Below are 25443 nucleotides of genomic sequence, written 5' to 3' on the forward strand. Positions count from 1 at the left end.
CATGACCATCACCACACCGACTTCCGGCATCCGCGCCGTCGTGTTCGACTTTGGCGGCGTGCTGTTCGACTGGAGCCCGCTGCATGTCTACCAGCACCTGATCGCCAATGACGCAGAGCGCCTGCATTTCCTCACCAGGATCTGTTCGCCCGAATGGAATATCCAGCAGGACGGTGGGCGCTCGCTGGCGGAAGGCACCGAGTTGCTGGTGAAACAGCATCCGCAGCATGAAGGCCTGATCCGCGCCTTCTACGACCGCTGGAAGGAAATGCTGCGCGGTCCGCTCGATGATGGCGTGGCGCTGCTGAAGGAGCTGCATGCGAAGCAGGTGCCGCTGTTTGGCCTGACCAACTGGTCGGCAGAGACTTTTCCGTTCGCGCGCGACAACTATGATTTTCTTGGCGCGTTCCAGGACATCGTGGTGTCGGGTGAAGAGAAATGCATCAAGCCCGATGCGCGCATCTACGAGATCGCGCTGGCGCGCTACGGGCGCCGCCTGGCCGGCCTGAAACCGGGCGAGCTGGTGTTCATCGACGATGTGAAGAAGAATATCGAGGCGGCGCAGGCGCTGGGTTGGCATGGCATCCATCACGTGGATGCGGCGCAGACGCGTGAGCAGTTGAAGCTGTTGGGATTGCCGCTATAAAGGGAAGCAATTCCATCTTCGCCGTCGTCCCGGTTTTCGCCGGGATGACGGCGGTGGTGAACAAGGTCAGCTGCAATTGCCGCCATCGATGTCGCATTGCGCGACGGATGAATGACCGTCGGCCGAAACATTTCCACTGGTCTCCTGCCGCAGGAACTGCGCCCATTCATCGGGCCTTCCCAGCCACATCCCCGTATCCAGCACTTCCAGCGTATCCCCGCGTTGCAGCACGAAGGTGGGAAACCCGCGTCCGCCGACATGGTTCAGCAGTTCGCGGCTGGCTTCGATGTGGCGATCCAGTTCTTCTTTTTCGACCTTGCGCATGGCCTGCGCGAACGCATTGGCATCCACCCCCAGCTGCTGCGCCAGCGCAGCCAGCGTGCCGGCGTCGGAGACGCGCAGGCCATCCTGGTAATGCGCGCGCTGGATCGCGGCCAGCATGTCCAGTCCGGCATCATTTCCTTTGAGTGCCTGCATGGCCAGCACGGCAGCAATTGGCGGAGCCGAGTCGAACACCGCGCTGGTATCCGTCAGCAAGCCGTTGAAGTAACGTTCGCCAAAAAACTGCCCGGTCATTTGCGCGATGCGGCGGTCGTGCGGCATCACGTAGTTGCGCAATCCGGCATCGACCTGGCGCCGGTTGCGGCCCGCCATCATGCCGCCGCCGTGCGCCTGTACCGGCAGCACCTTGCGGGCTGCCGCCACCAGCGGCGCGGCGCCGTAGCACCAGCCGCACAACGGGTCGTGGATGTAGTGCAGCACATTGGCTTGCATCTCGGTCGTGTCGTTCATGTCGTTCAACCTTGCATTCTTTGTTCGATCCGTCCCGCGATGCGATGGCATCGCGGGATCAGTAGCCTACCGTGAAACGTGCGCGCACGTGCTTCGGCTGTTCCAGTTCGTCCAGCAGGGCGATGGCGAAGTCCTCATAGGAAATCGAACTCTTGCCGTCGGCTGCGACCAGCAGTTGATCCTGGCCCAGGCGGAACTTGCCGGTGCGCTCGCCCGGAACGAACAGTGCGGAGGGGGAGAGGAAGGTCCACGCGATGTCCTGCTCGTTGCGCAGGTCGTTCAGGAAGTCACGGCCGGCCGAGGCTTCCGGCTTGTATTCGGCGGGGAATTCCGGCGTGTCGATCAGTGCCTTGCCCGGTGCGATTTCCAGGCTGCCGGCGCCGCCGACGACAGCGATGCGCTTGACACCCGCTTGCTTGACCGCGGGCAGCAGGTCGGCTGCCTTGAAGTTGGCGAAACGGCCGCTGGAGACGACGACGTCGGCGCCCTTGATGGCGGCGGCCAATGTGGCGGTGTCCTTGACGTCGGCGCTGCGGGCGGTGATGTTGGCGCGCGCTGCGATGTTGGAGGCGTCGCGGGCGACGGCGATCACGCTGTGGCCGCGGCGCAGGGCTTCTTCGAGGATGCGGCTGCCGACGTTGCCGGTCGCGCCGATGATGGCGATGTTCATGGTGTTTCCTTTCGGTTCAGTGTCTGGATGAGTTGGGTGCTGCAGAGAAATCGGAGTCGGTTCAGGGCCACTTCATCTCACCCTTGATGACCTTGGCGGAGAGTTCCAGCGAGGCGCTGTCGCCCAGTTCAGGATAGCGCTGCTTCATGGCGGCCACCAGCGCGGCGGAATCGGCGGCCTTGGCAGCTTCTTCATCGAAGGCCTTCAGGTAGCCGCGGGTGAAGCGCACCGATTCGATGTCCAGCGGCGCGCCTTCCGAGAAGTGGCCGGGCACCACCACCGCCGGTTTCAGCTTCTCGATGCGGTCCAGCGTGGCCAGCCAATCCTTGCGCGATGCCAGGCTTTGCGTGTCGGCGGTCCAGACATGCAATTTGCCGTCCACCACGACGCCGCCGACCACCGCCTTGAGCGAGGGAATCCACACGAAGCTGCGTTCCGGTTGCGGGCCGTCGAGGCCCATGATGTCCAGCTTGCGGCCTTCCAGCGTCAGGCTGCGGCCCTTGAGCACGTCGGGGACGATGGTCGCGGCCGGGGCGTTGTCGCCCAGCTTGGGGCCCCAGTAGGCCAGCTTGCCCTGCACGGTTGCGCGGATGTGCGCCACGGTCTGCGGGGTGGCGACGATCTTCGCGTCCGGATAGGCGGCGTGGATGGTGTCCAGGCCGAAGTAGAAGTCCGGGTCGCCGTGGCTGATGTAGATGGTGGTGAGCTTCTTGCCGCTGGCGCGGATCTTCTCCACCACCTGTTGCGCTTCGCGCTTGCCGAACTGGGCGTCGACCAGGATGGCGTCGCGCTGGCCGGTCACCAGTACCGAGGAGACCGGGAAGATGGCTTGCTTGCCGGGGTTGTAGACGTCCAGCTTGAGCGCGTCGGCGGCTTGCGCGCCGGCGGCGATGAGGCCGGTGGCGGCCAGTGCCAGCGCGCGGCGCAGCAGGCGGGTGGGGAAGTTCATGAAGGGCTCCGTGTCGGTGGTAGGAGTGCCCATCATAGATTCGCTTTTGTTTTTGAAAAACCGCATAATCGATTACAGTTTGTTTCTAAAAACGTTCAGATCGACAGGCGGGTACACGATGGACAGATTGACGGCGATGCAAGTATTCGTGGCGGTGGTGGATGGCGGGAGCCTCTCGGCTGCGGCGCAGCAGCTCGACCTGTCGCGGCCGGTGGTCTCGCGCTATGTGGCCGAACTGGAGGAGTGGGTCGGCGCGCGCCTGCTGCACCGGACCACGCGCCGGCTTTCGTTGACGCCCGCCGGCAACGAGATCTTGCCGCGCTGCCGGCAGATGCTGGAGTTTTCCGACGACATGCGCCACGCCGTCGACGCGCCCGGCGAGACGCCGCGCGGTTTGTTGCGCATCACTTCCAGCACGTCCTTCACGCAGAGCCAGCTGGTGCAGGCCGTGGTCGAGTATGGCCGCCGCTATCCGGAAGTCGCGGTCGACCTGGTGGCGCTGGACCGTACGGTGAACCTGGTGGAGGAACGTATCGACCTGGCTATCCGCATGACCACGCGGCTGGAGCCCAACCTGATCGCGCGCAAGCTGACCGTGTGCCGTTCGGTGATCTGCGCTTCACCCGACTACCTGGCGCGCCACGGCACACCGAAGAAGGTGGAAGACCTGGCCTTGCATAATTGCCTCACGCACTCCTACGTCGGCCGCAGCCTGTGGCAGTTCGAGGGTAAAGGGAAGGGCGCCAAGCCGGCCTCGGTGGCGGTAGGCGGCAGCATCAGCGCCAACGAGGTGACGGTGTTGCTGCAGGCGGTGCTGGCCGGCGTGGGCATCGGCCACATGCCGGCCTATTCGGCGGCGCCGCTGGTGGCTTCCGGGCAACTGGTGCAGTTGCTGCCGGAGTACGAACCGATCCAGCTCGGCATGTATGCCGTGTATGCCTCGCGCAAGCACATGCCGGCGACCTTGCGCACGATGCTCGATTTCCTGGCGGAACGTTTCGGCGGACAGCCGTTTTGAGAGATGGTCGGGCGGCTCAGGGTGTAATGCTGAGCAGCTTATGGACGAGCTCGGAAGAGGTGGATGCGGCGAACTTGCGCATTAGCCGGGCGCGGTGCATCTCGACCGTGCGCGGGCTCAGTTCCACCTGGCGCGCGATCAGCTTGCTGGTCTTGCCTTCCACCAGCAGCGCCGCGATCTCGCGCTCGCGCGGCGTCAGGCCGGGCGCGATGGGGCGCTTGGCGCTGACGTCTTCGAAGGTCCAGATGCCGGCCGCATGCGGATCGCCCAGCACCAGCGAATGGCCGGTGACGTGGCACCAGAACATCTCGTCGCTGGCGCGCTTCATGATGCGCTCGTCCGAATAAAACCCCTTTTCGTTGAGGAGGGGCACCAGGCGCAGGCCGGTGCGCTCGAACTCGTCGGCGGTCGGGTAGATTTCCTGGAAGGATTTCTGGCGCAGTTCCTCGACCGCATAGCCGAACATCGCCGCCATCGCCAGGTTGCCCTGCTGGATGATGCGGTTATGCGAGACGCACATGCCGATCGGGGCATGCATGAATACCTGTTCGAAATCGATAGCCGGTGGGGTGCTCATGATGTGCTGCGGATGTCCTGGGGTTCCCTCGAGCCTGGCGCTGCAGCTCGGTGTATGCTGCATTGCGCCAGGTATTTTTACCGTATTGTATGGCCTATTTCGCTGACCTATGATGATTGGCGCTTTTTAATGGCATTTAAGCTCGAAAACAAGAGCCGAAAGGAGACTCGTGAACAAAGTGTATCCAGACGCGGCCACCGCGTTGAAAGACATCGTCAAGGACGGCCAGACCATTGCGGTCGGCGGCTTTGGCCTGTGTGGCATCCCTGAGGCGCTGATCGCCGCCCTGCGTGATTCGGGCGTGCAGAACCTGACCGCCATCTCCAACAACGCCGGTGTCGACGGCTTTGGCCTGGGCCAGCTGCTCTCCACCCGCCAGATCAAGAAAATGATCGCCTCCTACGTGGGCGAGAACAAGGAGTTCGAGCGCCAGTACCTGGCCGGCGAACTGGAACTGGAATTCACCCCGCAAGGCACGCTGGCCGAGAAGCTGCGCGCCGGCGGCGCCGGCATCCCGGCGTTCTTCACCAAGACCGGCGTGGGCACGCTGGTGGCCGAAGGCAAGGAAATCCGCGAATTCGATGGCGCCAAGTACGTCATGGAACGCTCGCTGGTGGCCGACATCTCGCTGGTCAAGGCGCAGAAGGCCGATAAGGCCGGCAACCTGGTGTTCAACAAGACCGCGCGCAACTTCAATCCCAACGTCGCCATGGCCGGCAAGATCACCGTGGTCGAGGTGGAAGAACTGGTCGAGGTCGGCCAGCTCGATCCGGACCAGATCCACACCGCCGGCATTTTCGTGCACCGCATCGTGGTCAACGCCACGCCGGAAAAGCGCATCGAACAACGCACCGTCAGCGCGGCGAAATAAGGAGACAGCAATGGCTTGGACCAGAGATGAAATGGCTGCGCGCGCAGCGAAGGAATTGCAGGACGGCTTCTACGTCAACCTCGGCATCGGCTTGCCGACCCTGGTGGCGAACCACGTTCCCGGCAACATCGAAGTGTGGCTGCAGTCCGAAAACGGACTGCTGGGCATTGGCCCCTTCCCGACCGAAGATAAAGTCGACCCCGACCTGATCAACGCCGGCAAGCAGACTGTGACTACCATTCCCGGCTCGTCCTTTTTCAGCTCGGCGGATTCGTTCGGGATGATCCGCGGCGGCAAGATCAACATCGCCATCCTGGGCGCGATGCAGGTCTCGGGCAAGGGCGACCTGGCCAACTGGATGATCCCCGGCAAGATGGTCAAGGGCATGGGCGGCGCGATGGACCTGGTGGCCGGCGTGGGCCGCGTGGTGGTGCTGATGGAACACGTGGCCAAGGCCAAGGACGGTTCTACCTCGAAGAAGATCCTCAACGAGTGCAACCTGCCGCTGACCGGCGTGGGCGTGGTCAACCGCATCATCACCGACCTCGGCGTGATCGACGTTACCCCGAACGGCCTGAAGCTGATCGAGCTGGCGACCGGCGTGACCAAGGAAGAAGTGATCGAACAGACCGAAGCGTCGCTGGATGTGAGCGCGGTCTGATCGTTTCAAATTGATGGACAAGACAAGGGCGCTGGATTCAGCGCCCTTGTTTTTTTGCTTGTCGCTCTCGCCAAAGCAGGGGCTGGTATCGGCAAGCGCCGTCAATTCCACGAACCCATCGGTTCCAGGAAAGGCGACAACCCCGCCTCGCTCCACCGCAGCGGCAACGCGTTCTCCAGCAGGCGCGCCGACTGCACCGCAAAGCGCAGCAGCCGCTGCGCACCCGCGAAGGATTCCACTTCCGGCCCTTCCCAGATCACTTGTGCCGTCACTCCGAGATAAAGCAGTGCGCCGCTGCTGAAATCCGCGAACAGCAATCCGGCGCGTGGCTGCACCAGCAGGTTGCCGATGGTGTTGAAGAACGAGTTGCCGATGAAGTCCGGCACGGTCAGCGTATCGTCGCCATCGATCCGGACGAAACCGGGTTTGCCGCCGCGGTGCGAAACATCGGCGCCGTGGCGCCGGCCTGTCCCCTGCACTTCTGCATCATTGTTCGCCAATGCAGTAGCAATGAAGAATGTATCGGCGCGGCGGATGATCTCCGTCATCCGAGCGGTGAGCGCGGAGGCGTCGGTGATCACGGGGGCGGGCAGGGCATGCGCATCGAGCAGTTCGGGTTGGCGTGCCTGGATGTACTTGGGGCAGTTGCCGAAGCTCTGCTCGATGGCGACGTCCATGCCATCCTCCAACAGCGCCTGCACCACGCCGTTGGCGCGGTTGCGCCGGCGGGTGTGCGGTTCGATGCCGAGCAAGCCCAGCTTGGCGCCTTGCCGCAGGTTGCCATGCAAGGGATCTCCCTGCGCAATATGCAGGTCGCGTACTTGCAGCGTGCGCTCATCGGACGAACGCACGAAGCCCGGCGCGCCGGTCATGATCGAAGCCCAGGGGCGTCCTTCGGCATCGACCGAACCCACCACCATGAAGGGCAGCTGTTCGAAGAATTCGCGGTGCTGGTCAGGCATGAAGTCACGGATGACGCGCGGGCCGACCGTTGCCATCTTCTCCAGCATGCCGGCGCGCTGCTGGGCGAACTGTTCCCCGCGATGGAAGGCTTGATGCGGCGCCTCGGGCGCTGGCGCCGCGATGGGGAGGTCGGATGGCATGGCAGGCTCCTTCGTGGCGACGATCAGGCGGCGATGGCGTGCGGTGATGGCTGCATGGGAATGAAGCCGGGCAACTGTCCGATGCGTGCGATCCAGTTGCGCACATTGGGGTAGGGCGCCAGATCCACGCCGCCTTCCGGTACGTGGGCAACATAGGTATAGCAAGCCAGGTCGGCGATGGTGGCATGGCCGGCGGCGAGGAAGTCGCGGCCGGAGAGATGGCGATCGAGCAATTCCAGCACGGCCAGGCTCTTCTGGTGCGCCAGCGCATAGTCGAGGTCGCGCTTGAACAGTTTCACCAGGCGCACGCGATTGGGGCCTTCGAATATCTCTCCCGACGCCAGCGACAGGAATTGCTGCACCTGCGCTGCGCCCAGCGGATCGGCCGGCAGCCACTGCCCATCATCGTAGCGTTTGGCAAGGTAGACCAGGATCGCGGTGGAGTCATACAGCGTAATGTCGCCGTCGACGATTACCGGGATCTGGCCGCGCGGGTTGAGCGCGAGGAACTCCGGCTGCTTGTGCTGGCCGTGCGGCAAGTCGACATCGACCACTTCGTGCGGCAGGTCCAGCATGGATAGCAGCAGGCGCACGCGGTGTGCGTGGCCGGACAGTGGAAAGCCATAAAGGCGGATAGGTTGCTGTTGCGGCATTTTTCTCTCCCGACGGATGGTGGACTGGCGGCAAACGTGCTTGCTGCACGTTGGAATCTTGTGAACTATAATGAACCGAACGATCGGTACAATAGGCGATCGAATTTCAACTGTCAATCATCGGCATGAAAAATATTTTTATTCTGAAGCGCGGGGGCCAAGCTCGTCCGGCGCGCCAAGCGGTCTTATAATCGGGCAGAATCCCGCGCTTCAGTTTCTATCGAACGCCCGTCATGCCCGCGCATGCAGGCGCAGCGTTGCGCACCAACAGAAAACCGCCATGCCCGCACCCAGCCTGTCGCGCGAGGAAGTCGCGCAGATCCTGCTTTCCGAATTCCGCCGCTCCGGTTATGAAGGCGCCAGCCTGTCCAGCCTGTCGGCTGCCACCGGCCTGGGCAAATCCAGCCTCTACCACTATTTTCCCAATGGCAAGGTTGATATGGGACGCGCCGCCATCGAGGTTGTCGGCCAGTGGATGCGCGAGAAGGTGATCCCCCTGCTGACATCGGACGCCGAGCCGGAAAAACGCCTCAAGCGCTATTTCGCCGCCATGAGCGATTTTTACGCCAAGGGGACGCTGCCTTGCCTGACCGACCTGTTCACCATCGGCGAGGCGGCCGGTTACTTCCAGCAGCAGTTCAAGCAGAACATCGGCAACATCGTGAAACTGATCGCCGCCGTGCTGGAAGACGCCGGCTTCGCCCCCGCTGAAGCCGTGCGCCGTGCCGAGGATGGGATGGTGATGCTGCACGGCGCGCTGGTGGTGTCGCGTGCCCAGGGAAGTACCGCCGTCTTCACGCGCGTGGTGCGCGGCATTCCCGACATGCTGCTGGCGCCGTAACGGTTTTCCACTGATTTTCTTCCGCTTTCGCAAGGGCCGCGCCGCAAGGTTGGCGGCCCTTGTTGCATTCTGCCTGCCCATTTCACCGTCCGGTGCCGGCGTTGTGAAAACGCCCGCTCGAAAAGGCAATGGCTTGACAGTCGCCAGGTTACTTTTATAATGATAGTAACTATCTTCATGAAAGTTAGTCGCGGCGCAACAGGAGATGCCAGGCATCAACATGCGCGCCGCACCGGACAACATTCCCCGAACGAAGCAGACAAGGAACCGAAATGAACACCAGCAAACGACAAGGCAAGGCCCTCATCACCGGCGCATCGACTGGCATCGGCGCAACTTACGCAGACCGTCTGGCGGCGCGCGGGTACGATCTGGTATTGGTTGCGCGCGACGCCGCCCGGCTGGAGCAGGTCGCGGCCACGCTGCGGGGCAAGCACGGTGTGCAGGTAGAGGTACTGCCTGCCGACCTGACCAGCAAGCCCGAACTGCTCAAGGTTGAGCAGCGCCTGCGCGGCGACGCCGATATCTCGCTCTTGCTCAACAATGCCGGCATGGCGGTGCAGGGCAAACTGATCGACGCCGACATCGACCGCTACGAGGCAATGATCCAGTTGAACGTGGTGTCGGTCACGCGACTGGCAGCGGCGGCTGCCGCCAACTTCGGCAAGCGCGGCAGTGGCGCGATCATCAATGTCGCCTCGGTGCTGGCGTTGGCGCCGGAAATGTTCAATGGCACCTACAGCGGCACCAAAGCCTACGTGCTGAACCTTACCCAGTCGATGCAGCAGGAACTCGGCCCGCTGGGCGTGAAAGTGCAAGCGGTGCTGCCCGGTGCCACGCGCACCGAGATATGGGAACGCTCAGGCGGCAGCGTCGATCAACTGCCGCCGGAAATGCTGATGGAAGCCGATGACATGGTGGATGCCGCGCTGGCCGGGTTCGACCAGGGAGAAGCCATCACCATCCCCTCGCTGCCGGATGTTGCCGACTGGAACGCGCTTACATCCGCACGCCATGCACTGGGCCCCAACCTCTCGCGCAACCGGCCCGCCGCGCGTTACCTGGACCATGCCGGCTGAGTCCCGCCCTTGCACCGCCGCCAGGCCGGATAACCCGGCCGGGCGGCCCGGCACGCGCCAGCAGGTGCGTGCCGCACAGGCGGCGCGCCAGCTGACGCAGCAGGGCCAGCCCTGTCCGGTTGCCTGCACGCTGCAACTGATCGGGGAATGGTGGACCGTGCTGATCGTGCGCGATGCCCTGCGCGGCATGACGCGCTTTGAAGAGTTCCGCCGCAACCTCGACATTTCCCCCGCCATCCTTTCGCGCCGTCTGCAGACGCTGGTCGATGTGGGCATCATGGAACGGCGCCGTTACCGTGAACACCCGCCGCGCGACGAATACGTGCTGACCGAGGCCGGCCGTGCATTGCAACCGGTGATCGCCGCCCTGCGCGGCTGGGGCCGCTTGTATCTTGAGCGGCACGACGATGCCAGCAAGGAAAGCTGAAAGCGGCCACAATGGCAAGGCCAAAGAAACAGCCTGCCGCCAGCACCAGCAGCGATGCAGGCACAGACCACAAGGAGAACAAGATGAAGATATTGATCGTGGGCGCTGGCGCCGTCGGCGGCTATTTCGGCGCGCGCCTGCATGTGGCTGGCCGCGACGTCAGCTTCCTGGTGCGACCGCAGCGCGCCGCGCTGCTGCGTGAACACGGCCTGCGCGTGAAGAGTCCGGCAGGCAACCTTGCGCTGCGCGATGCCCGCCTGCTCGATACCGCGGAGCTGGCCCCGCACTATGACCTGGTGATCTTGAGCTGCAAGGCATACGACCTGGAGAACGCAATCGAATCGCTGGCGCCGGCCATCGGCCAGCAGACGGCGATCCTGCCGCTCCTGAACGGCATGCAGCACCTCGATATCCTGGAGCAGCGTTTCGGCGCCGCCGCCGTGCTGGGCGGCCAGTGCGTGATCGCCGGCACGCTCGATGCCGACGGCGTCATCGTGCACCTGAACAATGTCGCCGGCCTGACCTTCGGCGAACGCAGCGGCGGCATCACGGCGCGCGCGCAGGCGATCTTCGATGCCCTGTCCGGCGCCGGATTCGATGTCAATCTGAGCGAGAACATCCTGCAATCGATGTGGGAAAAATGGACCATGCTGGCTACGCTGGCCAGTTCCACCTCGCTGATGCGCGCCTCGGTGGGCGATATCCTGCAGGGCCCGGGCGGCCTGGCCTTCATCGAGGGCATGCTGGCCGAATGTGCCGGCATCGCCGAGCTGCAGGGCTACAAGCCGGGCGAGACCTTCTACAACCGCACGCGCGGCGTGCTGACCGAGCATGGTTCGCTGCTGACGGCATCGATGTTCCGCGATATCAGCAACGGCAACCGGATCGAGGCCGACCACATCGTCGGCGACCTGATCCGCCGCGGCGACGCCAAGGGCGCCAAGACCACGCTGCTGCAGCTGGCCTACCTGCACCTGAAGACCTATGAGGCGTACCGGGCGCGCGTGTCGTCCTGAGAACCTGTTCCCGAGCGAGATCGGGAACAGGTTCTGACCCGGGGCGCATCGAGCGTCCCAGGCATCTCCCACTTCATTACCAACCGCCTCCCAGCGCCCGGAACACCGACACCGCCGCCCGCGCATTGTCGGCATGTACCTGCGCCATCTGATCCTGCGCCGCCAGCAGCAAGCGGTCTTCGGTCAGCACTTCGGCCAGGCTCAGCACACCGCCCTTGTAGGCTTCCTCGGCGTTGCCGCGCGCGCGTTGCTGGGCATCGACCTGCGCCGCCAGATCGCGTGACTGCTGTTCCAGTTGCACCAGCGCCATGATGGCGTTTTCCACATCCTCGACCGCCGTCAGCATGCTTTTGCGATACAGCGCCAATGCTTCCGCATTGGCGCCTTTGGCGCGCGCGATCTCGGCATCGATGCGGCCGAAGTCGAACAAGCGCCAGCGCAAGCCGAGCCCCCCTTGTGCCTGCAAGCTGTTGGCCGTCAGGAAGCCGGCCGCCCCCAGGCTTTGGAAGCCCACCAGCGCCGACAGCGAGAGGTCGGGATACCACGCCGCCATCGCCTGGCCGATGCGTTCATTGGAAGCGGCCAGCCTGCGCTCGGCCGCGATCACGTCGGGCCGGCGGCGCATCAGTTCCACACTGCTTTGCGACACTGCGATGGCCGGCACGCGGCTGGCGTCGGCGCCCTGGGAAAGTTGCTGCGCGTAAGTCCCGGGCGCGGCGCCCATCAACACATCGAGCCGATTCGTCTGGCGTTCCAGTTCGATGCGCAGCGGCGGCAGCGCCGCGCGCGATTGCGCCAGGCGGGCATCGGCCTGGGCGATCTCGGCTACGCTCGCCAGGCCATCCTTCAGGCGCAGCCGCACGATCTCGCCGAGGTCGGCGCTGGCCTTGACCTGATGTTCGGCCAGTGCAATGCGCGCCTGCGCGCCGCGGATGCGGAAATAGGCATCCGCCGCTTCCGCCGCCACCGATATGCGCACGCCAAGCTGCTGCGCCTCGGCCGCCTGCAGTTCGGCATCGGCAGCTTGCGCGCCGCGCTTCAAGGCGCCGGCCAGGTCCAGTTCCCAGCTCGCGCCGGCATCCAGTTCGAACAGGTTCTGCGTGCGCTGGTAACCGGGGAAGCCGCTGGCGATCTCGCCCAGCGGACTTTGCAGCGACTGTTTCGCGCGCGCTGCCTGGCCGCTGAGTTCGCCTTCGGGCGAGCGGCGGGCCCCGGCAATGCGTGCGGTCGCCCGTGCCTGTTCGACGCGCGCCAGCGCCGCCGACAGGTCCAGATTCTGCGCCAGCACGCGCTGGATGATGTCACTCAACGCGGGATCGCCGAAGCCGTCCCACCAATGGTCCAGCGCAGGCATCGGCGCTTGCGCGGAACGCTGTTGCAGCAAGGCGGCGTTGCGCAGCGGAGTGTCCTGGTATGTGGGGCGATGGTAGTCCGGGCCGGTTGTGCAGGCGCTCAATGCCAGCGCTGCGGCCAGTGCGCCGAGTACCGGCAGGTGGCCGGCGCCCGAGGGGAATATGGAGTTCATGCTTCTGGCCTTTTCATCTGTTTCCGATGCCGGAGACGGCAGCGGGAGAAGTGGTCGATCAGGTTTTCGATAGTTACTTGCAAAATGATAGCTTGAAGTTTAAACTCACTATCGTTTTGAAAGCAACTGCTATTTGAGGCCTGTCGCGGCAATGGAAAGGATGACGAGGCAGGCCGCATTCACATCCAACAGCCATCGAGGCCACCATGACCACCCAGAGCACCATCGGCGCCACTGCGCAACCCGCCGGAACGATCCCGGCGTCCAGGAAGAAATCCACCCTGCTGACATACGCGATCCTGGCCATCGCCGTTGCGGCGGCTGTTGCCTGGCTGGCGCATTGGCTGGCGGTGGGGCGCTACATCGAAAGCACCGATGACGCTTACGTCGGCGGCGACATCACCGTGATCGCACCCAAGGTGGCCGGCAATATCGAAACCGTGCTGGTCAAGGACAACCAGGCCGTGCATGCCGGCGAGCTGCTGGTGAAACTGGATGACCGCGATTACCGGGCCGCGCTGGCCAAGGCCAACGCCGCGGTAGCGGCGCAGGATGCGGCGCTGGCCAATCTCGACGCGGAGCGCCGCCTGCAGGAATCGGTCATCGACCAGGGCCGTGCGGGTGTCGCTGCTGCCGGGGCCGAGACGTCGCGCGCCCGCGACGATCAGACTCGCTACCAGAACCTGTCGGCCAAGGCGGCGGTGTCGCTGCAGGCAGCGCAGAAGGCCGATGCCGACTACAAGCAGGCGCAGGCCAACGGCCAGAAAGCACAGGCAACATTGAACGCCGCGCAGCGCCAGCTGGATGTGATCGCCACGCAGAAGCAGCGGGTGCAGGCGGCGTTGCAACAGGCCCAGGCGGAGAAGAGCCTGGCCGAGCTGAACCTGGCCTATACCGAATTGCGCGCGCCGGTCGATGGTGTGGTCGGCAACCGCCGCGCGCGCGTTGGCGCTTATGCCACCATCGGCGCGCAGTTGCTGTCGGTGGTGCCGGCGCAGGGCCTGTGGATCGATGCCAATTTCAAGGAAAGCCAGATCGCCCACATGAAGCAAGGGCAGGCCGTGACCATTAAGGCCGACGTGCTGCCGGGCGAATCTTTCAGCGGCCACGTGCTGAGCCTGGCGCCGGCCACCGGCGCGCAGTTCAGCGTACTGCCGGCGGAGAATGCCACCGGCAACTTCACCAAGATCGTCCAGCGCGTGCCGGTGCGCATCGCACTGGACGGCGAGGGCGCGCGTCTGGGCAAGCTGCGCCCAGGCTTGTCGGTGACCGCCGAAGTCGACCAGCGCGCCGGCCGGAGCTGACATGACGTCCGCCACCGCAGCCGTCCCCAGGCCGGTTCTGGTCCTCGTCCCGGCCATGGGGCTCACGCTCACTACCCGCCAGCGCGTGTTTGCCTTCGCCACCATGTGCGTGGGCATGTTCATCGCGCTGCTGGATATCCAGATCGTGTCGGCCTCGCTGGCCGACATCGGCGGCGGCCTCTCGGCGGGCGCCGACGAAACCGCCTGGGTGCAGACCAGTTACCTGATCGCCGAGATCATCGTCATCCCGCTGTCGGGCTGGCTCTCGCGCGTGATGTCCACGCGCTGGCTGTTCTCGGCATCGGCGGTGGGCTTCACCATCGCCAGCCTGCTGTGCGGCCTGGCCTGGGACATCAACAGCATGATCGCCTTCCGCGCGCTGCAGGGTTTCCTCGGCGGTTCGATGATCCCGATGGTGTTCACCTCGGCCTTCTTCTATTTCCAGGGCAACCAGCGCGTGCTGGCCGCCGCCACCGTCGGCGCGCTAGCCTCGCTGGCGCCCACGCTGGGGCCCACCATCGGCGGCTGGATCACCAGCAACTATTCCTGGCACTGGCTGTTCTTCATCAACCTGGTGCCGGGCATCTTCGTTGCCGTGGTGGTGCCGATGATGGTGAAAATCGACAAGCCAGACCTGTCGTTGCTGCGCGGCGCCGACTATCCCGGCATGGCGCTGCTGGCGGTGGCGCTCGGCTGCCTGGAGTACACGCTGGAAGAAGGGCCGCGCTATGGCTGGATGGGCGATGACTTGATCCGCACCACCGCCTGGGTGGCGGCGATCGCCGGCATTGCCTTCGTCTGGCGCAGCCTCACCTACGCCCACCCGGTGGTCGACCTGCGTGCGCTCAAGCAGCGCAACTTCGCGCTGGGCTGCTTTTTCTCCTTCGTCACCGGCATCGGCCTGTTCGCCACCATCTACCTGACACCGGTATTCCTGGCGCGCGTGCGCGGCTTCTCGGCGCTCGACATCGGGCTGGCGATCTTCTCCACCGGCCTGTTCCAGATCCTCGCCATCCCGTTCTACACCATGGTGGCGCGCAGGGTCGACTTGCGCTGGCTGATGATGTTCGGGCTGGCCTGCTTCACGCTGTCGATGTGGGACTTCACGCCCATCACGCACGACTGGGGCTGGCGCGAGCTGCTGCTGCCGCAGGCGCTGCGCGGCTTCTCGCAGCAGTTCGCCGTTGCTCCGGTAGTGACGCTGACCCTGGGCTCGCTGGCGCCGGAACGCCTGAAGCTGGCCTCCGGGTTGTTCAACCTGATGCGCAACCTGGGCGGCGCAATCGGCATCGCGGTATGCGGCACCATCTTGAACGACCGCACCAACCTGCATTTCCTGCGGCTGGCCGAACACCTCAACGCCGGTAACGAGGCGATGGCCGACATGCTGCGCGGCGGCGCGCACAACCTGCTGGCCGCGGGTGTGGAAGCCGGCGCGAACGAGGCTGGCGCACTGCGCAACCTGGCGCGCCTGGCCATGCGCGAGGCACAGACCCAGGCCTGTGCCGACGCCTTCTTCGTCATCATGCTATGCCTGCTGGTAGCCACGCTGATGGTGCCGCTGATGAGCAAGGTGGAACCGCCCAAGGCGCCGCCGCCGGATGCGCACTGACTGGCGGTCCGGAAAGAAAAACGGGATGGCCGGGACCACCCCGTTTTCATTGCACCGGCAGGTTCTTACACATAGCCGCCATTGGCGCGCAGCACCTGCGAGTTGACCCAGGCGCCATCCGGCCCGGCCAGGAAGGACACCACGCGCGCGATGTCATCCGGTTCGCCCAGGCGTTCCAGCGGCGCCAGCTTGCGCAGGTGTTCGACCTGCGCCTCGGTTTTGCCGTTGAAGAACAGTTCGGTGGCTACCGGCCCGGGCGCCACGGCATTGACCGTGACCCGGCGTCCGCGCAGCTCGGCCGCGGTGATGCGCACCAGCGCCTCGACCCCGGCCTTGGAGGCGACATAGGGGCCATAGGTCGGAAAGGCCATGCCCAGCACCGAGGTCGACAATGCAATGATGCGGCCGCCGTCCTCCACATTGGCGGCGGCCTGGGCCAGCACGTTGAAGCTGCCGCGCAGGTTGACCGCGATGGTCTTGTCGAAGGCTTCCAGCGACTGCGTCGCCACCGGCGCGTTGATCATCACGCCGGCGCTGTTGACCACTACATCGATGCGGCCGAAGGCTTTCCTGGCTTCGGCGAACAGGCGCGCCATGTCGTCGGCATCGGCCACATTGCCGCGGATCGCCTCTGCGGCCCCGCCGGCCTGGCGGATGTGCGCCACCACTTCTTCCGCTTCGGTGTGATTGCTGGCGTAATTGACAATAATGGCAAAGCCGTCCTCGGCCAGGCGTTGCGCGATGGCGCGGCCGATGCCGCGCGAGGCGCCTGTCACGATGGCGGTTTTTGGGATATCGTTCATGCTGGTTTCCTTTGGTCTTGTGGGTTGGCCCGCTGTTGATGAGTTGGGCGACAGGGAAATTATGGAAGACGGAAAGCCATGGCGGAAGACGGCGCCGCCCCACAACACTATTCAACCAAGCACAACAATCACATGGACAGACTGGAGTCGTACCGGCTATTCACGCTGATCGTGAACCTGGGCAATTTCACCAAGGCGGCCGGCGTCATGGGCATCCCGCGCGCATCCGCCACGCATCTGATGCAGGCATTGGAAGAGCGGCTCGGCACTCGGCTTCTGGAACGCACCACGCGCAATGTGCAGCCCACTCCCGACGGCCGCAAGTTCTACGAGCGCTGCTGCCGCATCCTGGCCGAAGTGGAAGATGCGGAGGCATCGATGGACAGCCGCGCCGCCGCGCTGGCCGGTTCGCTGCGCATCGGCCTGCATGGCACGCATGCGCGGCTGGTGATCCTGCCGCGGCTGGCCGAGTTCCACGCCCGCCATCCCAACATCGAGGTCAACATCAGCGCCGGCGACCGCCTGGTCGATCTGGTCGGCGAGGGCATCGACTGCGTGGTGCGCATCGGCGTGCCGCGCGACTCCTCGCTGGTGGCGCGTCCGCTGGCGGTGGTCAGCGACATCGTGTGCGCCAGCCCGGCTTACCTGGCGCGCTATGGCACGCCCAAGCGGCTGGAAGACTTGCCGCACCATCTGGCGGTCGGTTTCTTCTCGGCCAACCACAACATCCAGTATCCCTTCGTCTTCGTCGAGGAAGGCCGCACGCATGAGATCAAGGTGCCGTCGTGGGTCGCGGTGGACACGGCCGAATGCTATCTGCAGAGTGCCTTGCAGGGGTTCGGCCTGATCCAGGTGCCGCGCTTTGGCATGGTGCGGTATCTGGAAAGCGGCGAACTGGTGCAGGTGCTGCAGCAATTCACGGCGCCGCGGGTGCCGGTACTGGCGCTATATCCGCAGCACAGCCAGCAGCCGCCGCGCGTGCGGCTGTTCATCGAGTGGCTGGTGGAAATCTACAAGGATTATTTTGGCGCCCAGGGCGCCGCGTGATGATGCAAAGACACCTGATGGCGGGGACATCCGCCTTTCTTCTTTTCTTCGTATTGCCATTGCAACAGGCCTGTGCCGCTGGCGACCCGGTGGCTGGCCGCGCCGCCTTCGCCAAGTGCGCCAGTTGCCACCAGGTCGGGCCATCCGCGCGCGGCGGCTTCGGGCCGCAGTTGTACCAGGTGATCGGACGCCGCGCCGGCGCCACCACCGACTACAAATATTCGCCGGCAATGGCGAAAGCCGGTTTCGTCTGGACCGAGGACAAGCTGCGCGCGTTCATGAAGGCGCCCGGCGATGTGGTGCCGGGCAACAAGATGCGCTTCTGGGGCATCGGCAGCGACCGCCAGATCGACGACATCCTGGCTTACCTGCGCAGCGTCAAATAGGCGGAGAGCGTCAGCTTGCGCGCACGCGGCCGGATGCATCAGCCAAACGGCGCCAACCCCATGCGCCGGCGCGCCAGGTGGATGGAGCCGTTGCGTACCGCCCAGCGCACCGGCAGGGCGGCCACCGCCACCGAGCGGGTCAGCAGGGCGCTGCGCGCAGGCGAGCGTTGGGGCACACCCAGCATCTGCTGCGCCCAGTCCGGCAGCAGGTCGACGCCGGCGCGCATGATCAGCCGCATCCACGGCAGAGCCAGCGCATTGGGCGCCGGCGCGTTCAATACCAGTTCCAGCGTCTTGCGGGTGCGGTCGTCGCAACGCAGTTGCGGGCGCATTGTTTCGATGCAGGCGTCGATTGCCGCGCGTGAATGCGGCACATCCTGCGCGCCCAATGCCTCGGCCACGCGTGCAATCTCATCGAAGTAGCGCTCCTGTTCGGCGAGCGGGAAATCCGGGTTGCGGTAGCGCAGGTAGGCACGCAAAAAACAACTGACCTCAGCCGTGTGCACCCAGCTCAACAATGCCGGGTCGTTGGCGGAATACGGCGTGCCGTCGGGCCCGGTTCCGGTGACTTGCAGGTGGATCTGCCTGACGCGCGCAATCAGCCGTTCGGCATCGGCGCGGCTGCCGAAGGTGGTGCCGGCGATGAACTGGGCGGTGCGGCGCAGGCGGCCCAGCATGTCGTCCTGGAAATTGGAGTGGTCCCAGACGCCGGCCAGCGGCAGCGGGTGTAGCATCTGCAGCAGCAGCGCCGCCACGCCGCCGATCATCATGGAGGTGGCGTCGCTGTGCACCTGCCAGGCGGCCGAGCCGGGGCCGAACAGGCCGGGGTCGCCGGGCGGGTTGAGGAAATCGGCGCTGCCGGGCGGACGGCTGATGGCCAGCACGCTGGCTTCGATGCGCTTGCGCAGGAATTCCATGCTGTGAGAATTTGGGGTTGGTTGCGGGCAGGAGCAGCAGGCAGTTTGCCATAGCCTGCCTGCACCTGCCCGCATTTGCCAGACACAGCCGCCGTGGGCGTGCCTAACTGACATTTCTGTCAGAAAAAATTCCTGCCCGCCGGCCGGCACGCCTTGTTGTGCGCCGCTACAATAGCCGACGCTGAAGGCTGCTCACGAACAAGAATAGGTAGTGCACAGGCGAAAGCCAGTGGAAGGGGAAGCGGCCCCGGCAAGGCATCAGGACTTGGAATCAGGGAGCGGGGCCGCACAGGGGATACGCGCGGCCGCGCATGACAAAAAGCAGGCAAAAGAGGGCGTCTACGAAACGCCGCGACGCATCCGGCGATAGCCGGAAACAATCGACGCGCGCTCGCCCACACCTATTGATGAAATGAGTTCCACCCCATGAACATGGTTGCGCTGGCCTTGCGCCGCCCGTACACCTTCATCGTGATGGCGATGCTGATCGTCCTCGCCACGCCGTTGACCTTGCTCAACATGGCGACCGACATCTTCCCGGAAATCAATATCCCGGTGGTCAGCATCATCTGGAACTACAACGGCCTGTCGGCCCAGGAAATGGGCCTGCGCATCGCCGCCCAGAACGAGCGCGGGCTGACCACGGTGGTGAGCGACATCGAACACATCGAGTCGCAATCGCTGGCCGGCGTATCGGTGATCAAGGTGTTTTTCCAGCCCAAGGCCAACATCCAGCAGGCGATCTCGCAGGTGGTGGCCTCGGTGCAATCGCAATTGCGCCAGATGCCGCCTGGCATCACGCCGCCGCTGGTGATCAAGTATTCGGCCTCCAGTATCCCGGTGATGCAGCTGGCGCTGTCTTCGCCCACGCTGCCCGAGCAGGCGGTGTTCGACGCCGCCGTGCAGACGCTGCGCCCGCAACTGATCACCATCCCCGGCGTGGCCGTGCCCTATCCCTACGGCGGCAAGAGCCGCCTGATCTCGGTCGACCTCGACACCCAGGCCATGCAGGCGCGGGGGCTGGCGCCGATTGACGTGGTCAACGCGATCAACACGCAAAACCTGATCCTGCCGTCCGGCACCGCCAAGTTCGGCGCTACCGAATACACGGTCAAGATGAACGGCTCGCCCGAGGCGGTGGCCGGCCTGAACGAGCTGCCGGTGCGCACCGCCAACGGCGCCACCATCTACCTGAAAGACGTGGCCAACGTGCGCGACGGCTTCTCGCCGCAGACCAACGTGGTGCGCCAGGACGGCGCGCGCGGCGTGCTGCTGTCGATCCTCAAGAACGGCGGCGCCTCCACGCTGGATATCGTCGCCAACCTGCGCAAGATGCTGCCCGTCGCCGCGCAGACCATGCCGGAAGACGTCAAGATCACGCCGCTGTTCGACCAGTCGGTGTTCGTGAAAGCAGCCGTGGCGGGCGTGATCAGCGAAGCGCTGATCGCCGCCGGCCTGACCGCGGCGATGGTGCTGCTGTTCCTGGGCAACTGGCGCAGCACGCTGATCATCGGCCTGACCATCCCGCTGTCCATCATGGCCGCCATCCTGGCGCTGGCGGCACTGGGCGAGACGCTCAACCTGATGACGCTGGGCGGCCTGGCGCTCTCGGTCGGTATCCTGGTGGACCAGGCCATTGTCACCATCGAGAACATCGAACGCCACATGCACCTGGGCAAGCCGCTGCATGACTCCATCATCGTCGGCGCCGGCGAGATCGGCGTGCCGGCCTTCGTTTCCACGCTGTGCATCTGCATCGTGTTCGTGCCGATGTTCTTCCTCTCCGGCGTGGCGCGCTTCCTGTTCGTGCCGCTGGCCGAAGCGGTGGTGTTCGCGATGGTGGCCTCCTACATCCTCTCCCGCACGCTGGTGCCGACGCTGGTGATGCTGCTCATGGGCAGCCACGGCCAGGTCGACAGCGCCAAGAAGAGCCTGCTGCAACGCGTCTACCTCGCCTTCGACAACCGCTTCGAGCGCGTGCGGCGCGGCTACACGCTGGTGCTGTCTTCACTGCTGTCGCACCGGCGCCGTTTCGCGCTGGGCTTCCTCGGTTTCTGCATGCTGTCCTGCTTGTTGTATCCCTTCCTCGGCCGCGACTTTTTCCCCAGCGTCGATGCCGGCCAGTTGCGGCTGCACATGCGCGCACCCACCGGCACCCGTATCGAAGAAACCGCGCGCCTGGCCGACCAGGTCGAACGCGTGATCCGCGAGCTGATCCCCGAGAACGAGCTGGAAACCATCCTTGACAACCTCGGCGTGCCCAACTCCGGCATCAACCTTTCCTATAGCAATGCCGGCACCATCGGCACGCTGGACGGCGAAATGCTGATGGCGCTGAAGGAAGGCCACCGCCCCAGCGAAGAGCTGATGGCGCTGCTGCGCGCCGAGCTGCCCAAGCGTTTCCCGGGCGTGGAGTTCTTCTTCCAGCCGGCCGACATCGTTACCCAGATCCTCAACTTCGGTTTGCCCGCCGCCATCGACGTGCAGTTCACCGGGCCCAACATGGAGAGGAATGCCGAACTGGCAGCCGACCTGACCAAGAAGATCCGGCAGATCCCCGGCGCCGTCGACGCCCACGTGCATCAGCGCCTGGACGGCCCGGCGCTGGACCTGCGCATCGACCGCACGCGCTTGCAGCAGTTCGGCCTGTCGGCATCCAATGTCGGCCAGAACCTGCTGATCGCGCTGTCAGGCAGTTCGCAGACGCAGCCGGCCTTCTGGCTCAACCCCAACAACGGCGTGGTCTACAACATCGCGGTGCAGTCGCCGCAATACACGGTCGATTCGCTCGACGCGCTGCTCAACATCCCGGTCGGCGCCGGCGCCAACGCGGCAGCCAATGCCGCCCTGCCCAACGCCAATACGCAATTGCTGGGCAACCTGGTCGACGTGCGCGCCGGACGCCAGATGGCGATCGCCTCGCGCTACAACATCTCGCCGGCCATCGATGTCTTCGTCAGCGTGCAGGGCACCGACCTGGCCAACGTGGCAGGCAAGGTCAGCCAACTGGTGGAGGAACTCAAGCCCAAGCTGCCGCGCGGCAGCCAGGTGGTGATCCGCGGCCAGGTGGAAACCATGAAGTCGTCCTTCATCGGCCTGGGCGTCGGGCTGGCGATGGCCATCGTGCTGGTCTACCTGCTGGTGGTGGTCAACTTCCAGTCGTGGATCGACGCCGCCATCATCATCGCGGCCTTGCCGGCGGCGCTGGCGGGTATTGCCTGGATGCTGTTCATTACCGGCACCACATTGTCGGTGCCGGCGCTGACCGGGGCCATCATGACCATGGGGGTGGCCACCGCCAACAGTATCCTGATCGTGGCCTTCGCGCGCCAGCGCAGGGAAGAGGGCGCCACGCCGCTGGCCGCCGCGCTGGAGTCCGGCGCTACCCGTATCCGTCCGGTGCTGATGACGGCGCTGGCAATGATCATCGGCATGATCCCCATGGCGCTGGGCCTGGGCGAGGGCGCCGAGCAGAATGCGCCGCTGGGGCGCGCGGTGATCGGCGGCCTGCTGTTCGCCACCGTATCGACGCTGTTTTTCGTGCCGGTGGTATTCGCCGGCGTGCATCAGAGATTGGCCCGCCGGGCGGAGCGGCGCGGAGCGCCTATTCCGCCGGCCGGGCACGTACAGGAGAATTGAGTCATGTCGCAAGAACGCCATTCCGAACTGGGCATCCATGCCTTGCCTGATGAGGGCGAGCTGTTGAAGCGCCAGCAGATGACCAGGCGCGCCAAGCTGGTGCTGCTGGTCGTGCTGATTCTCTTGGCCGTGGGCGCCGCACGCACCATCATCAGCCGCGTGGTCAATGCGCGCGAACTGCAAGCCGGCACCGCCGAGCGCGCCAAGATATTCGTGCGCGTCACCGAAGCCAGGAGCAGCGCCGAAGGCCAGACCCTGGCGCTGCCGGGCACGCTGCAGGGCTTCGTGCAGTCGCCCATTGCCGCACGTTCCTCCGGCTACCTCAAGCGCTGGTACAAAGATATCGGCAGCGAGGTGAAAAAGGGCGATCTGCTGGCCGAGCTGGATACGCCGGAAATCGACCAGCAGCTGTCGCAAGCCGTGGCCGCCCGCCAGCAGGCTGTGTCCAGCATGGAGCTGGCCAAGAGCTCGATGGCGCGCTGGGAAGCCCTGCGCAAGAAGGACGCGGTCTCGCAACAGGAACTGGACGAACGCCGCAGCGCCTACGCGCAAGCCAACTCCAACCTGGCCGCTGCCGAGGCCAACGTCGAACGTTTGCGCCAGGTGGAAGGCTTCAAGCGCATCGTCGCGCCATTTTCCGGCATCATCACGCGCCGCAACGTCGATGTGGGCGACCTGATCGACCCGGGCGCCGGCCGCTCGCTGTTCGTGCTGTCGCAGACCGACCCGCTGCGGGTGTATGTGAACGTGCCGCAGTCTTACGCCAACCTGGTCAAGCCGGGCCAGAAGGTGATCGTCACCCAGTCCGAGCTGCGCGGCCGCAAGTTTGAAGGCAAGGTCGCACGCACTGCCGGCTCCATCGATCCGTCCACCCGTGCGATGCAGATCGAGGTCAGCCTGCCCAACGCCGACAACGCCTTGCTGCCCGGGGCCTTCGTCCAGGTTTCGCTGCCGTTGAAACCCAGCGGCACGCTGCTGGTGTCGGCAGATACCCTGATGTTCCGGCGCGATGGCGCAATGGTGGCCGTGGTGGATGCGCAGAACAAGGTGCACCTGAAGAAGGTGCAGGTCGGGCGCAATTTCGGTTTGACGGTCGAGGTGCTCGACGGCCTGGACGGCAATGAAAAGCTGATCCTCAATCCTTCCGATTCGCTGGCCGAAGGCGACCAGGTTGAACCGACCCTGGACAAGAAGGACGGCGGCAAGAAAGAGGCCGCTGCCGACGACGACAAGAAGAAGGCCGCATCGTGACCACCCACCGCACGCTGATCGCCCTGGCCTGCGCGCTGGCGCTGGCCGGCTGCGCCGTTGGGCCGGACTACAAGAAACCGCAAGTCGACATGCCTGCCGCCTGGGCGCCGGAAGCGCCGTGGCGCCCGATGCAGCCGCAGGACGCCGCCGCGCGCGGCGCATGGTGGGAGCGCTTCGGCGACGCCCAGCTGAACGCGCTGCAGGAGAAGGCGCTGGACGGCAACCAGACCCTGGCGATCGCTGCAGCACGCCTGTCGCAGGCGCGCGCGCAACTGAATGTGGCGTCGTCCGGGCAGTATCCGCAGGTCGGCATCAATGCGCGCGCGGCGCGCCAGCGCATTTCCGCCAACCGCCCGCTGACCAACTACAACTCGCCCAACTATGCGACGGTGCAGAACGACTTCGCGCTGGGATTGAACGTCAGCTATGAACTCGACCTGTTCGGTCGCGTGCAGCGTTCGGTGGAAGGCGCGGCGGCATCGGCACAGCAGTCGGCAGCCGACTTCGAAAACACCCGCCTGCTGCTCACGGCCGAACTGGCCAGCAATTATTTCAACCTGCGCGAACTGGACATCGAACTGGATGTGGTGGTGCGCGCCATTGCGCTGCAGCGCCGCGCACTGGAACTGGCGACTTCGCGGCACGATCTTGGCGCCACCTCGGGCCTCGATGTTGCACAACAGCAGGCGCTGCTCGACAGCACGCTGACCCAGGTCGACGTGCTCGGCAAGCAGCGCGCGCAGTACGAGCACGCCATCGCCACGCTGACCGGCACCCCGGCGCCCGCTTTCTCGATCGCGCCATCGACTGCGGCGATCGCTTTCCCTGAGATTCCGGTCGGCGTACCGTCCGACGTGCTGGAGCGCCGTCCCGATATCGCCTCCGCCGAACGCGCCATGGCCGCTGCCAACGCGCAGATCGGCGTGGCCAGCGCAGCGTTTTATCCGAGTTTCATGCTGCAGCCTGCATATGGGGTCGACAGCCGCAACTGGGGTGCGCTGTTCAACGCGCCCAGCGTATTGTGGTCGCTCGGCGTGTCGGCCACGCAAAGCCTGTTCGATGCCGGCCGCCTGCGTGCCGGGGTGGATTTCACCAAGGCCGGATACGAAGCCACGGTCGCTGCCTACCGCCGCACCGTATTGACCGCGATGCAGGAAGTGGAAGACGGCATCACCGGCATCGCCTCGCTGGACCGCGCCTACAACCAGTCGCAGGCAGCCATCGCCAGCGCACGCCGGGTGCTGGACCTGGCCAACAGCCGTTACGACGGTGGCGTCACGCCTTATCTGGATGTCATCACCGCGCAGCAGGCATTGTTGAACAGCGAACGGCAGGCGGCGCAGTTGATGGGGCAGCGGCTGCTGACCTCGGTCTTCCTGTTCAAGGCGCTGGGCGGCGACTGGCATGAACGGCGAGAGGGGCAGCCCGTGCCGCAAGCCCAGGCTGCGGCCGCGGTTGCCAGCGAATAATCTTGCCTCAATGATAAGGTGCTGTTAGCACGGCTGACACCTTGCTGACGGTGCCTTGTCATTCGACGGGAAACCATCCGTTCAAGGGCGTAATTGCTGGCTAAACCCATCTGTGCTTGCCGATATGGCACAGCGTACCCCTGCATAGAATGGCAGATGCAATCTTTGTATCAATCGCCAATTCGAG

24 protein-coding genes are annotated in these 25443 nt (G+C 64.9%); 15 read left to right on the forward strand and 9 right to left on the reverse strand.

The annotated features are described in order from the left end of the window. Position 1 precedes the first annotated feature (1 nt). Positions 2-646 (forward strand): HAD family hydrolase, encoded by a 645-nt coding sequence (locus AKL28_RS07350; RefSeq protein WP_050467464.1) that lies wholly within the window; start codon positions 2-4, stop codon positions 644-646. Between the two features lie 66 nt (positions 647-712). Here the strand turns inward: AKL28_RS07350 and AKL28_RS07355 are convergent, their stop codons facing one another. From AKL28_RS07355 to AKL28_RS07365, 3 genes are all read right to left on the reverse strand, one after another. Beyond that, entirely contained in the window at positions 713-1438 is a 726-nt protein-coding gene (locus AKL28_RS07355; RefSeq protein ID WP_082221402.1) for a DsbA family protein, read from the reverse strand. A 58-nt stretch (positions 1439-1496) separates the two neighbouring features. Next, positions 1497-2108, reverse strand: a complete 612-nt coding sequence (locus AKL28_RS07360) for an NAD(P)-dependent oxidoreductase (RefSeq protein ID WP_050467465.1) — start codon at positions 2106-2108, stop codon at positions 1497-1499. A gap of 61 nt (positions 2109-2169) precedes the next feature. Continuing rightward, entirely contained in the window at positions 2170-3057 is an 888-nt protein-coding gene (locus AKL28_RS07365) for an MBL fold metallo-hydrolase (protein WP_082221406.1), read from the reverse strand. A gap of 118 nt (positions 3058-3175) precedes the next feature. Here AKL28_RS07365 and AKL28_RS07370 point away from each other — a divergent pair, with 118 nt between their 5' ends. After that, entirely contained in the window at positions 3176-4075 is a 900-nt protein-coding gene (locus AKL28_RS07370; protein WP_050467466.1) for a LysR family transcriptional regulator, read from the forward strand. A 16-nt stretch (positions 4076-4091) separates the two neighbouring features. Here the strand turns inward: AKL28_RS07370 and AKL28_RS07375 are convergent, their stop codons facing one another. Then, positions 4092-4652, reverse strand: a complete 561-nt coding sequence (locus tag AKL28_RS07375) for a PAS and helix-turn-helix domain-containing protein (RefSeq protein WP_050467467.1) — start codon at positions 4650-4652, stop codon at positions 4092-4094. Positions 4653-4821: 169 nt separating this feature from the next. Between AKL28_RS07375 and AKL28_RS07380 the strand changes: the two genes are divergently transcribed. Then, positions 4822-5523 (forward strand): CoA transferase subunit A, encoded by a 702-nt coding sequence (locus tag AKL28_RS07380; protein WP_050467468.1) that lies wholly within the window; start codon positions 4822-4824, stop codon positions 5521-5523. Between the two features lie 10 nt (positions 5524-5533). After that, entirely contained in the window at positions 5534-6184 is a 651-nt protein-coding gene (locus AKL28_RS07385) for a 3-oxoacid CoA-transferase subunit B (RefSeq protein WP_050467469.1), read from the forward strand. A gap of 101 nt (positions 6185-6285) precedes the next feature. Here AKL28_RS07385 and AKL28_RS07390 read toward each other — a convergent pair whose 3' ends face one another. After that, positions 6286-7287, reverse strand: a complete 1002-nt coding sequence (locus tag AKL28_RS07390) for a pyridoxamine 5'-phosphate oxidase family protein (protein WP_050467470.1) — start codon at positions 7285-7287, stop codon at positions 6286-6288. Between the two features lie 23 nt (positions 7288-7310). After that, positions 7311-7940: a glutathione S-transferase family protein gene (locus AKL28_RS07395; RefSeq protein ID WP_050467471.1), complete on the reverse strand. Its 630-nt coding sequence runs from the start codon at positions 7938-7940 to the stop codon at positions 7311-7313. A gap of 280 nt (positions 7941-8220) precedes the next feature. Here AKL28_RS07395 and AKL28_RS07400 point away from each other — a divergent pair, with 280 nt between their 5' ends. The 4 genes from AKL28_RS07400 (at position 8221) to panE (ending at position 11303) form a co-directional block, all read left to right on the forward strand. Beyond that, the gene (locus AKL28_RS07400) at positions 8221-8781 is read left to right on the forward strand and encodes a TetR/AcrR family transcriptional regulator (RefSeq protein ID WP_050467473.1); all 561 of its coding nucleotides are present in this window, start codon (positions 8221-8223) and stop codon (positions 8779-8781) included. A 272-nt stretch (positions 8782-9053) separates the two neighbouring features. After that, the gene (locus AKL28_RS07405; protein ID WP_050467474.1) at positions 9054-9860 is read left to right on the forward strand and encodes an SDR family NAD(P)-dependent oxidoreductase; all 807 of its coding nucleotides are present in this window, start codon (positions 9054-9056) and stop codon (positions 9858-9860) included. Beyond that, the gene (locus AKL28_RS07410; protein ID WP_050467475.1) at positions 9850-10287 is read left to right on the forward strand and encodes a winged helix-turn-helix transcriptional regulator; all 438 of its coding nucleotides are present in this window, start codon (positions 9850-9852) and stop codon (positions 10285-10287) included. Before AKL28_RS07405 ends, AKL28_RS07410 begins: the two co-directional genes overlap by 11 nt. Positions 10288-10370: 83 nt before the next feature. Further along, a complete protein-coding gene (gene panE / locus AKL28_RS07415) occupies positions 10371-11303 on the forward strand; it encodes a 2-dehydropantoate 2-reductase (protein ID WP_050467551.1) in 933 nt (310 codons plus the stop codon). A gap of 76 nt (positions 11304-11379) precedes the next feature. Here the strand turns inward: panE and AKL28_RS07420 are convergent, their stop codons facing one another. After that, the gene (locus AKL28_RS07420) at positions 11380-12828 is read right to left on the reverse strand and encodes an efflux transporter outer membrane subunit (RefSeq protein WP_050467476.1); all 1449 of its coding nucleotides are present in this window, start codon (positions 12826-12828) and stop codon (positions 11380-11382) included. 206 nt (positions 12829-13034) lie between these two features. Here AKL28_RS07420 and AKL28_RS07425 point away from each other — a divergent pair, with 206 nt between their 5' ends. Together AKL28_RS07425 and AKL28_RS07430 are read left to right on the forward strand one after the other, a co-directional pair. Next, positions 13035-14132 carry an HlyD family secretion protein gene (locus AKL28_RS07425; protein ID WP_050467477.1) on the forward strand — a complete coding sequence of 366 codons (1098 nt, stop codon included), beginning with the start codon at positions 13035-13037 and terminating at the stop codon, positions 14130-14132. Between the two features lies 1 nt (position 14133). Then, the gene (locus AKL28_RS07430; RefSeq protein ID WP_050467478.1) at positions 14134-15744 is read left to right on the forward strand and encodes a DHA2 family efflux MFS transporter permease subunit; all 1611 of its coding nucleotides are present in this window, start codon (positions 14134-14136) and stop codon (positions 15742-15744) included. Positions 15745-15809: 65 nt separating this feature from the next. On the opposite strand, the gene AKL28_RS07435 is transcribed toward AKL28_RS07430, so the two are convergent. Beyond that, the gene (locus AKL28_RS07435) at positions 15810-16547 is read right to left on the reverse strand and encodes an SDR family oxidoreductase (protein ID WP_050467479.1); all 738 of its coding nucleotides are present in this window, start codon (positions 16545-16547) and stop codon (positions 15810-15812) included. Between the two features lie 132 nt (positions 16548-16679). Between AKL28_RS07435 and AKL28_RS07440 the strand changes: the two genes are divergently transcribed. Both AKL28_RS07440 and AKL28_RS07445 read left to right on the forward strand, forming a co-directional pair. Next, entirely contained in the window at positions 16680-17594 is a 915-nt protein-coding gene (locus AKL28_RS07440; protein ID WP_050467552.1) for a LysR family transcriptional regulator, read from the forward strand. A 17-nt stretch (positions 17595-17611) separates the two neighbouring features. Continuing rightward, positions 17612-17980 (forward strand): c-type cytochrome, encoded by a 369-nt coding sequence (locus tag AKL28_RS07445; protein ID WP_050467480.1) that lies wholly within the window; start codon positions 17612-17614, stop codon positions 17978-17980. Between the two features lie 38 nt (positions 17981-18018). Here the strand turns inward: AKL28_RS07445 and AKL28_RS07450 are convergent, their stop codons facing one another. Beyond that, positions 18019-18897: an oxygenase MpaB family protein gene (locus AKL28_RS07450; RefSeq protein ID WP_050467481.1), complete on the reverse strand. Its 879-nt coding sequence runs from the start codon at positions 18895-18897 to the stop codon at positions 18019-18021. Between the two features lie 426 nt (positions 18898-19323). Between AKL28_RS07450 and AKL28_RS07455 the strand changes: the two genes are divergently transcribed. The 3 genes from AKL28_RS07455 to AKL28_RS07465 are packed head-to-tail and all read left to right on the forward strand — an operon-like array spanning position 19324 to position 25256. Continuing rightward, on the forward strand, positions 19324-22536 hold the full coding sequence (locus tag AKL28_RS07455; protein WP_050467482.1) for an efflux RND transporter permease subunit: 3213 nt from the start codon (positions 19324-19326) through the stop codon (positions 22534-22536). 3 nt (positions 22537-22539) lie between these two features. Further along, positions 22540-23787: an efflux RND transporter periplasmic adaptor subunit gene (locus AKL28_RS07460; RefSeq protein ID WP_050467483.1), complete on the forward strand. Its 1248-nt coding sequence runs from the start codon at positions 22540-22542 to the stop codon at positions 23785-23787. Further along, entirely contained in the window at positions 23784-25256 is a 1473-nt protein-coding gene (locus AKL28_RS07465) for an efflux transporter outer membrane subunit (RefSeq protein ID WP_050467484.1), read from the forward strand. Before AKL28_RS07460 ends, AKL28_RS07465 begins: the two co-directional genes overlap by 4 nt. Positions 25257-25443: the final 187 nt, after the last annotated feature.

Source organism: Herbaspirillum chlorophenolicum, assembly GCF_001189955.1.
Lineage (GTDB): Bacteria > Pseudomonadota > Gammaproteobacteria > Burkholderiales > Burkholderiaceae_D > Herbaspirillum > Herbaspirillum chlorophenolicum.

Bases quoted from the DNA above. Each gene is read 5' to 3' on its own strand.
- AKL28_RS07365 (WP_082221406.1), bottom strand. From the start codon at position 3,057: ATGAACTTCCCCACCCGCCTGCTGCGCCGCGCGCTGGCACTGGCCGCC.
- panE (WP_050467551.1), top strand. From the start codon at position 10,371: ATGAAGATATTGATCGTGGGCGCTGGCGCCGTCGGCGGCTATTTCGGC.
- AKL28_RS07410 (WP_050467475.1), top strand. From the start codon at position 9,850: ATGCCGGCTGAGTCCCGCCCTTGCACCGCCGCCAGGCCGGATAACCCG.
- AKL28_RS07435 (WP_050467479.1), bottom strand. From the start codon at position 16,547: ATGAACGATATCCCAAAAACCGCCATCGTGACAGGCGCCTCGCGCGGC.
- AKL28_RS07425 (WP_050467477.1), top strand. From the start codon at position 13,035: ATGACCACCCAGAGCACCATCGGCGCCACTGCGCAACCCGCCGGAACG.
- AKL28_RS07385 (WP_050467469.1), top strand. From the start codon at position 5,534: ATGGCTTGGACCAGAGATGAAATGGCTGCGCGCGCAGCGAAGGAATTG.
- AKL28_RS07450 (WP_050467481.1), bottom strand. From the start codon at position 18,897: ATGGAATTCCTGCGCAAGCGCATCGAAGCCAGCGTGCTGGCCATCAGC.
- AKL28_RS07355 (WP_082221402.1), bottom strand. From the start codon at position 1,438: ATGAACGACACGACCGAGATGCAAGCCAATGTGCTGCACTACATCCAC.
- AKL28_RS07370 (WP_050467466.1), top strand. From the start codon at position 3,176: ATGGACAGATTGACGGCGATGCAAGTATTCGTGGCGGTGGTGGATGGC.
- AKL28_RS07430 (WP_050467478.1), top strand. From the start codon at position 14,134: ATGACGTCCGCCACCGCAGCCGTCCCCAGGCCGGTTCTGGTCCTCGTC.
- AKL28_RS07455 (WP_050467482.1), top strand. From the start codon at position 19,324: ATGAACATGGTTGCGCTGGCCTTGCGCCGCCCGTACACCTTCATCGTG.
- AKL28_RS07390 (WP_050467470.1), bottom strand. From the start codon at position 7,287: ATGCCATCCGACCTCCCCATCGCGGCGCCAGCGCCCGAGGCGCCGCAT.
- AKL28_RS07445 (WP_050467480.1), top strand. From the start codon at position 17,612: ATGGCGGGGACATCCGCCTTTCTTCTTTTCTTCGTATTGCCATTGCAA.
- AKL28_RS07420 (WP_050467476.1), bottom strand. From the start codon at position 12,828: ATGAACTCCATATTCCCCTCGGGCGCCGGCCACCTGCCGGTACTCGGC.
- AKL28_RS07375 (WP_050467467.1), bottom strand. From the start codon at position 4,652: ATGAGCACCCCACCGGCTATCGATTTCGAACAGGTATTCATGCATGCC.
- AKL28_RS07440 (WP_050467552.1), top strand. From the start codon at position 16,680: ATGGACAGACTGGAGTCGTACCGGCTATTCACGCTGATCGTGAACCTG.
- AKL28_RS07350 (WP_050467464.1), top strand. From the start codon at position 2: ATGACCATCACCACACCGACTTCCGGCATCCGCGCCGTCGTGTTCGAC.
- AKL28_RS07400 (WP_050467473.1), top strand. From the start codon at position 8,221: ATGCCCGCACCCAGCCTGTCGCGCGAGGAAGTCGCGCAGATCCTGCTT.
- AKL28_RS07405 (WP_050467474.1), top strand. From the start codon at position 9,054: ATGAACACCAGCAAACGACAAGGCAAGGCCCTCATCACCGGCGCATCG.
- AKL28_RS07460 (WP_050467483.1), top strand. From the start codon at position 22,540: ATGTCGCAAGAACGCCATTCCGAACTGGGCATCCATGCCTTGCCTGAT.
- AKL28_RS07395 (WP_050467471.1), bottom strand. From the start codon at position 7,940: ATGCCGCAACAGCAACCTATCCGCCTTTATGGCTTTCCACTGTCCGGC.
- AKL28_RS07360 (WP_050467465.1), bottom strand. From the start codon at position 2,108: ATGAACATCGCCATCATCGGCGCGACCGGCAACGTCGGCAGCCGCATC.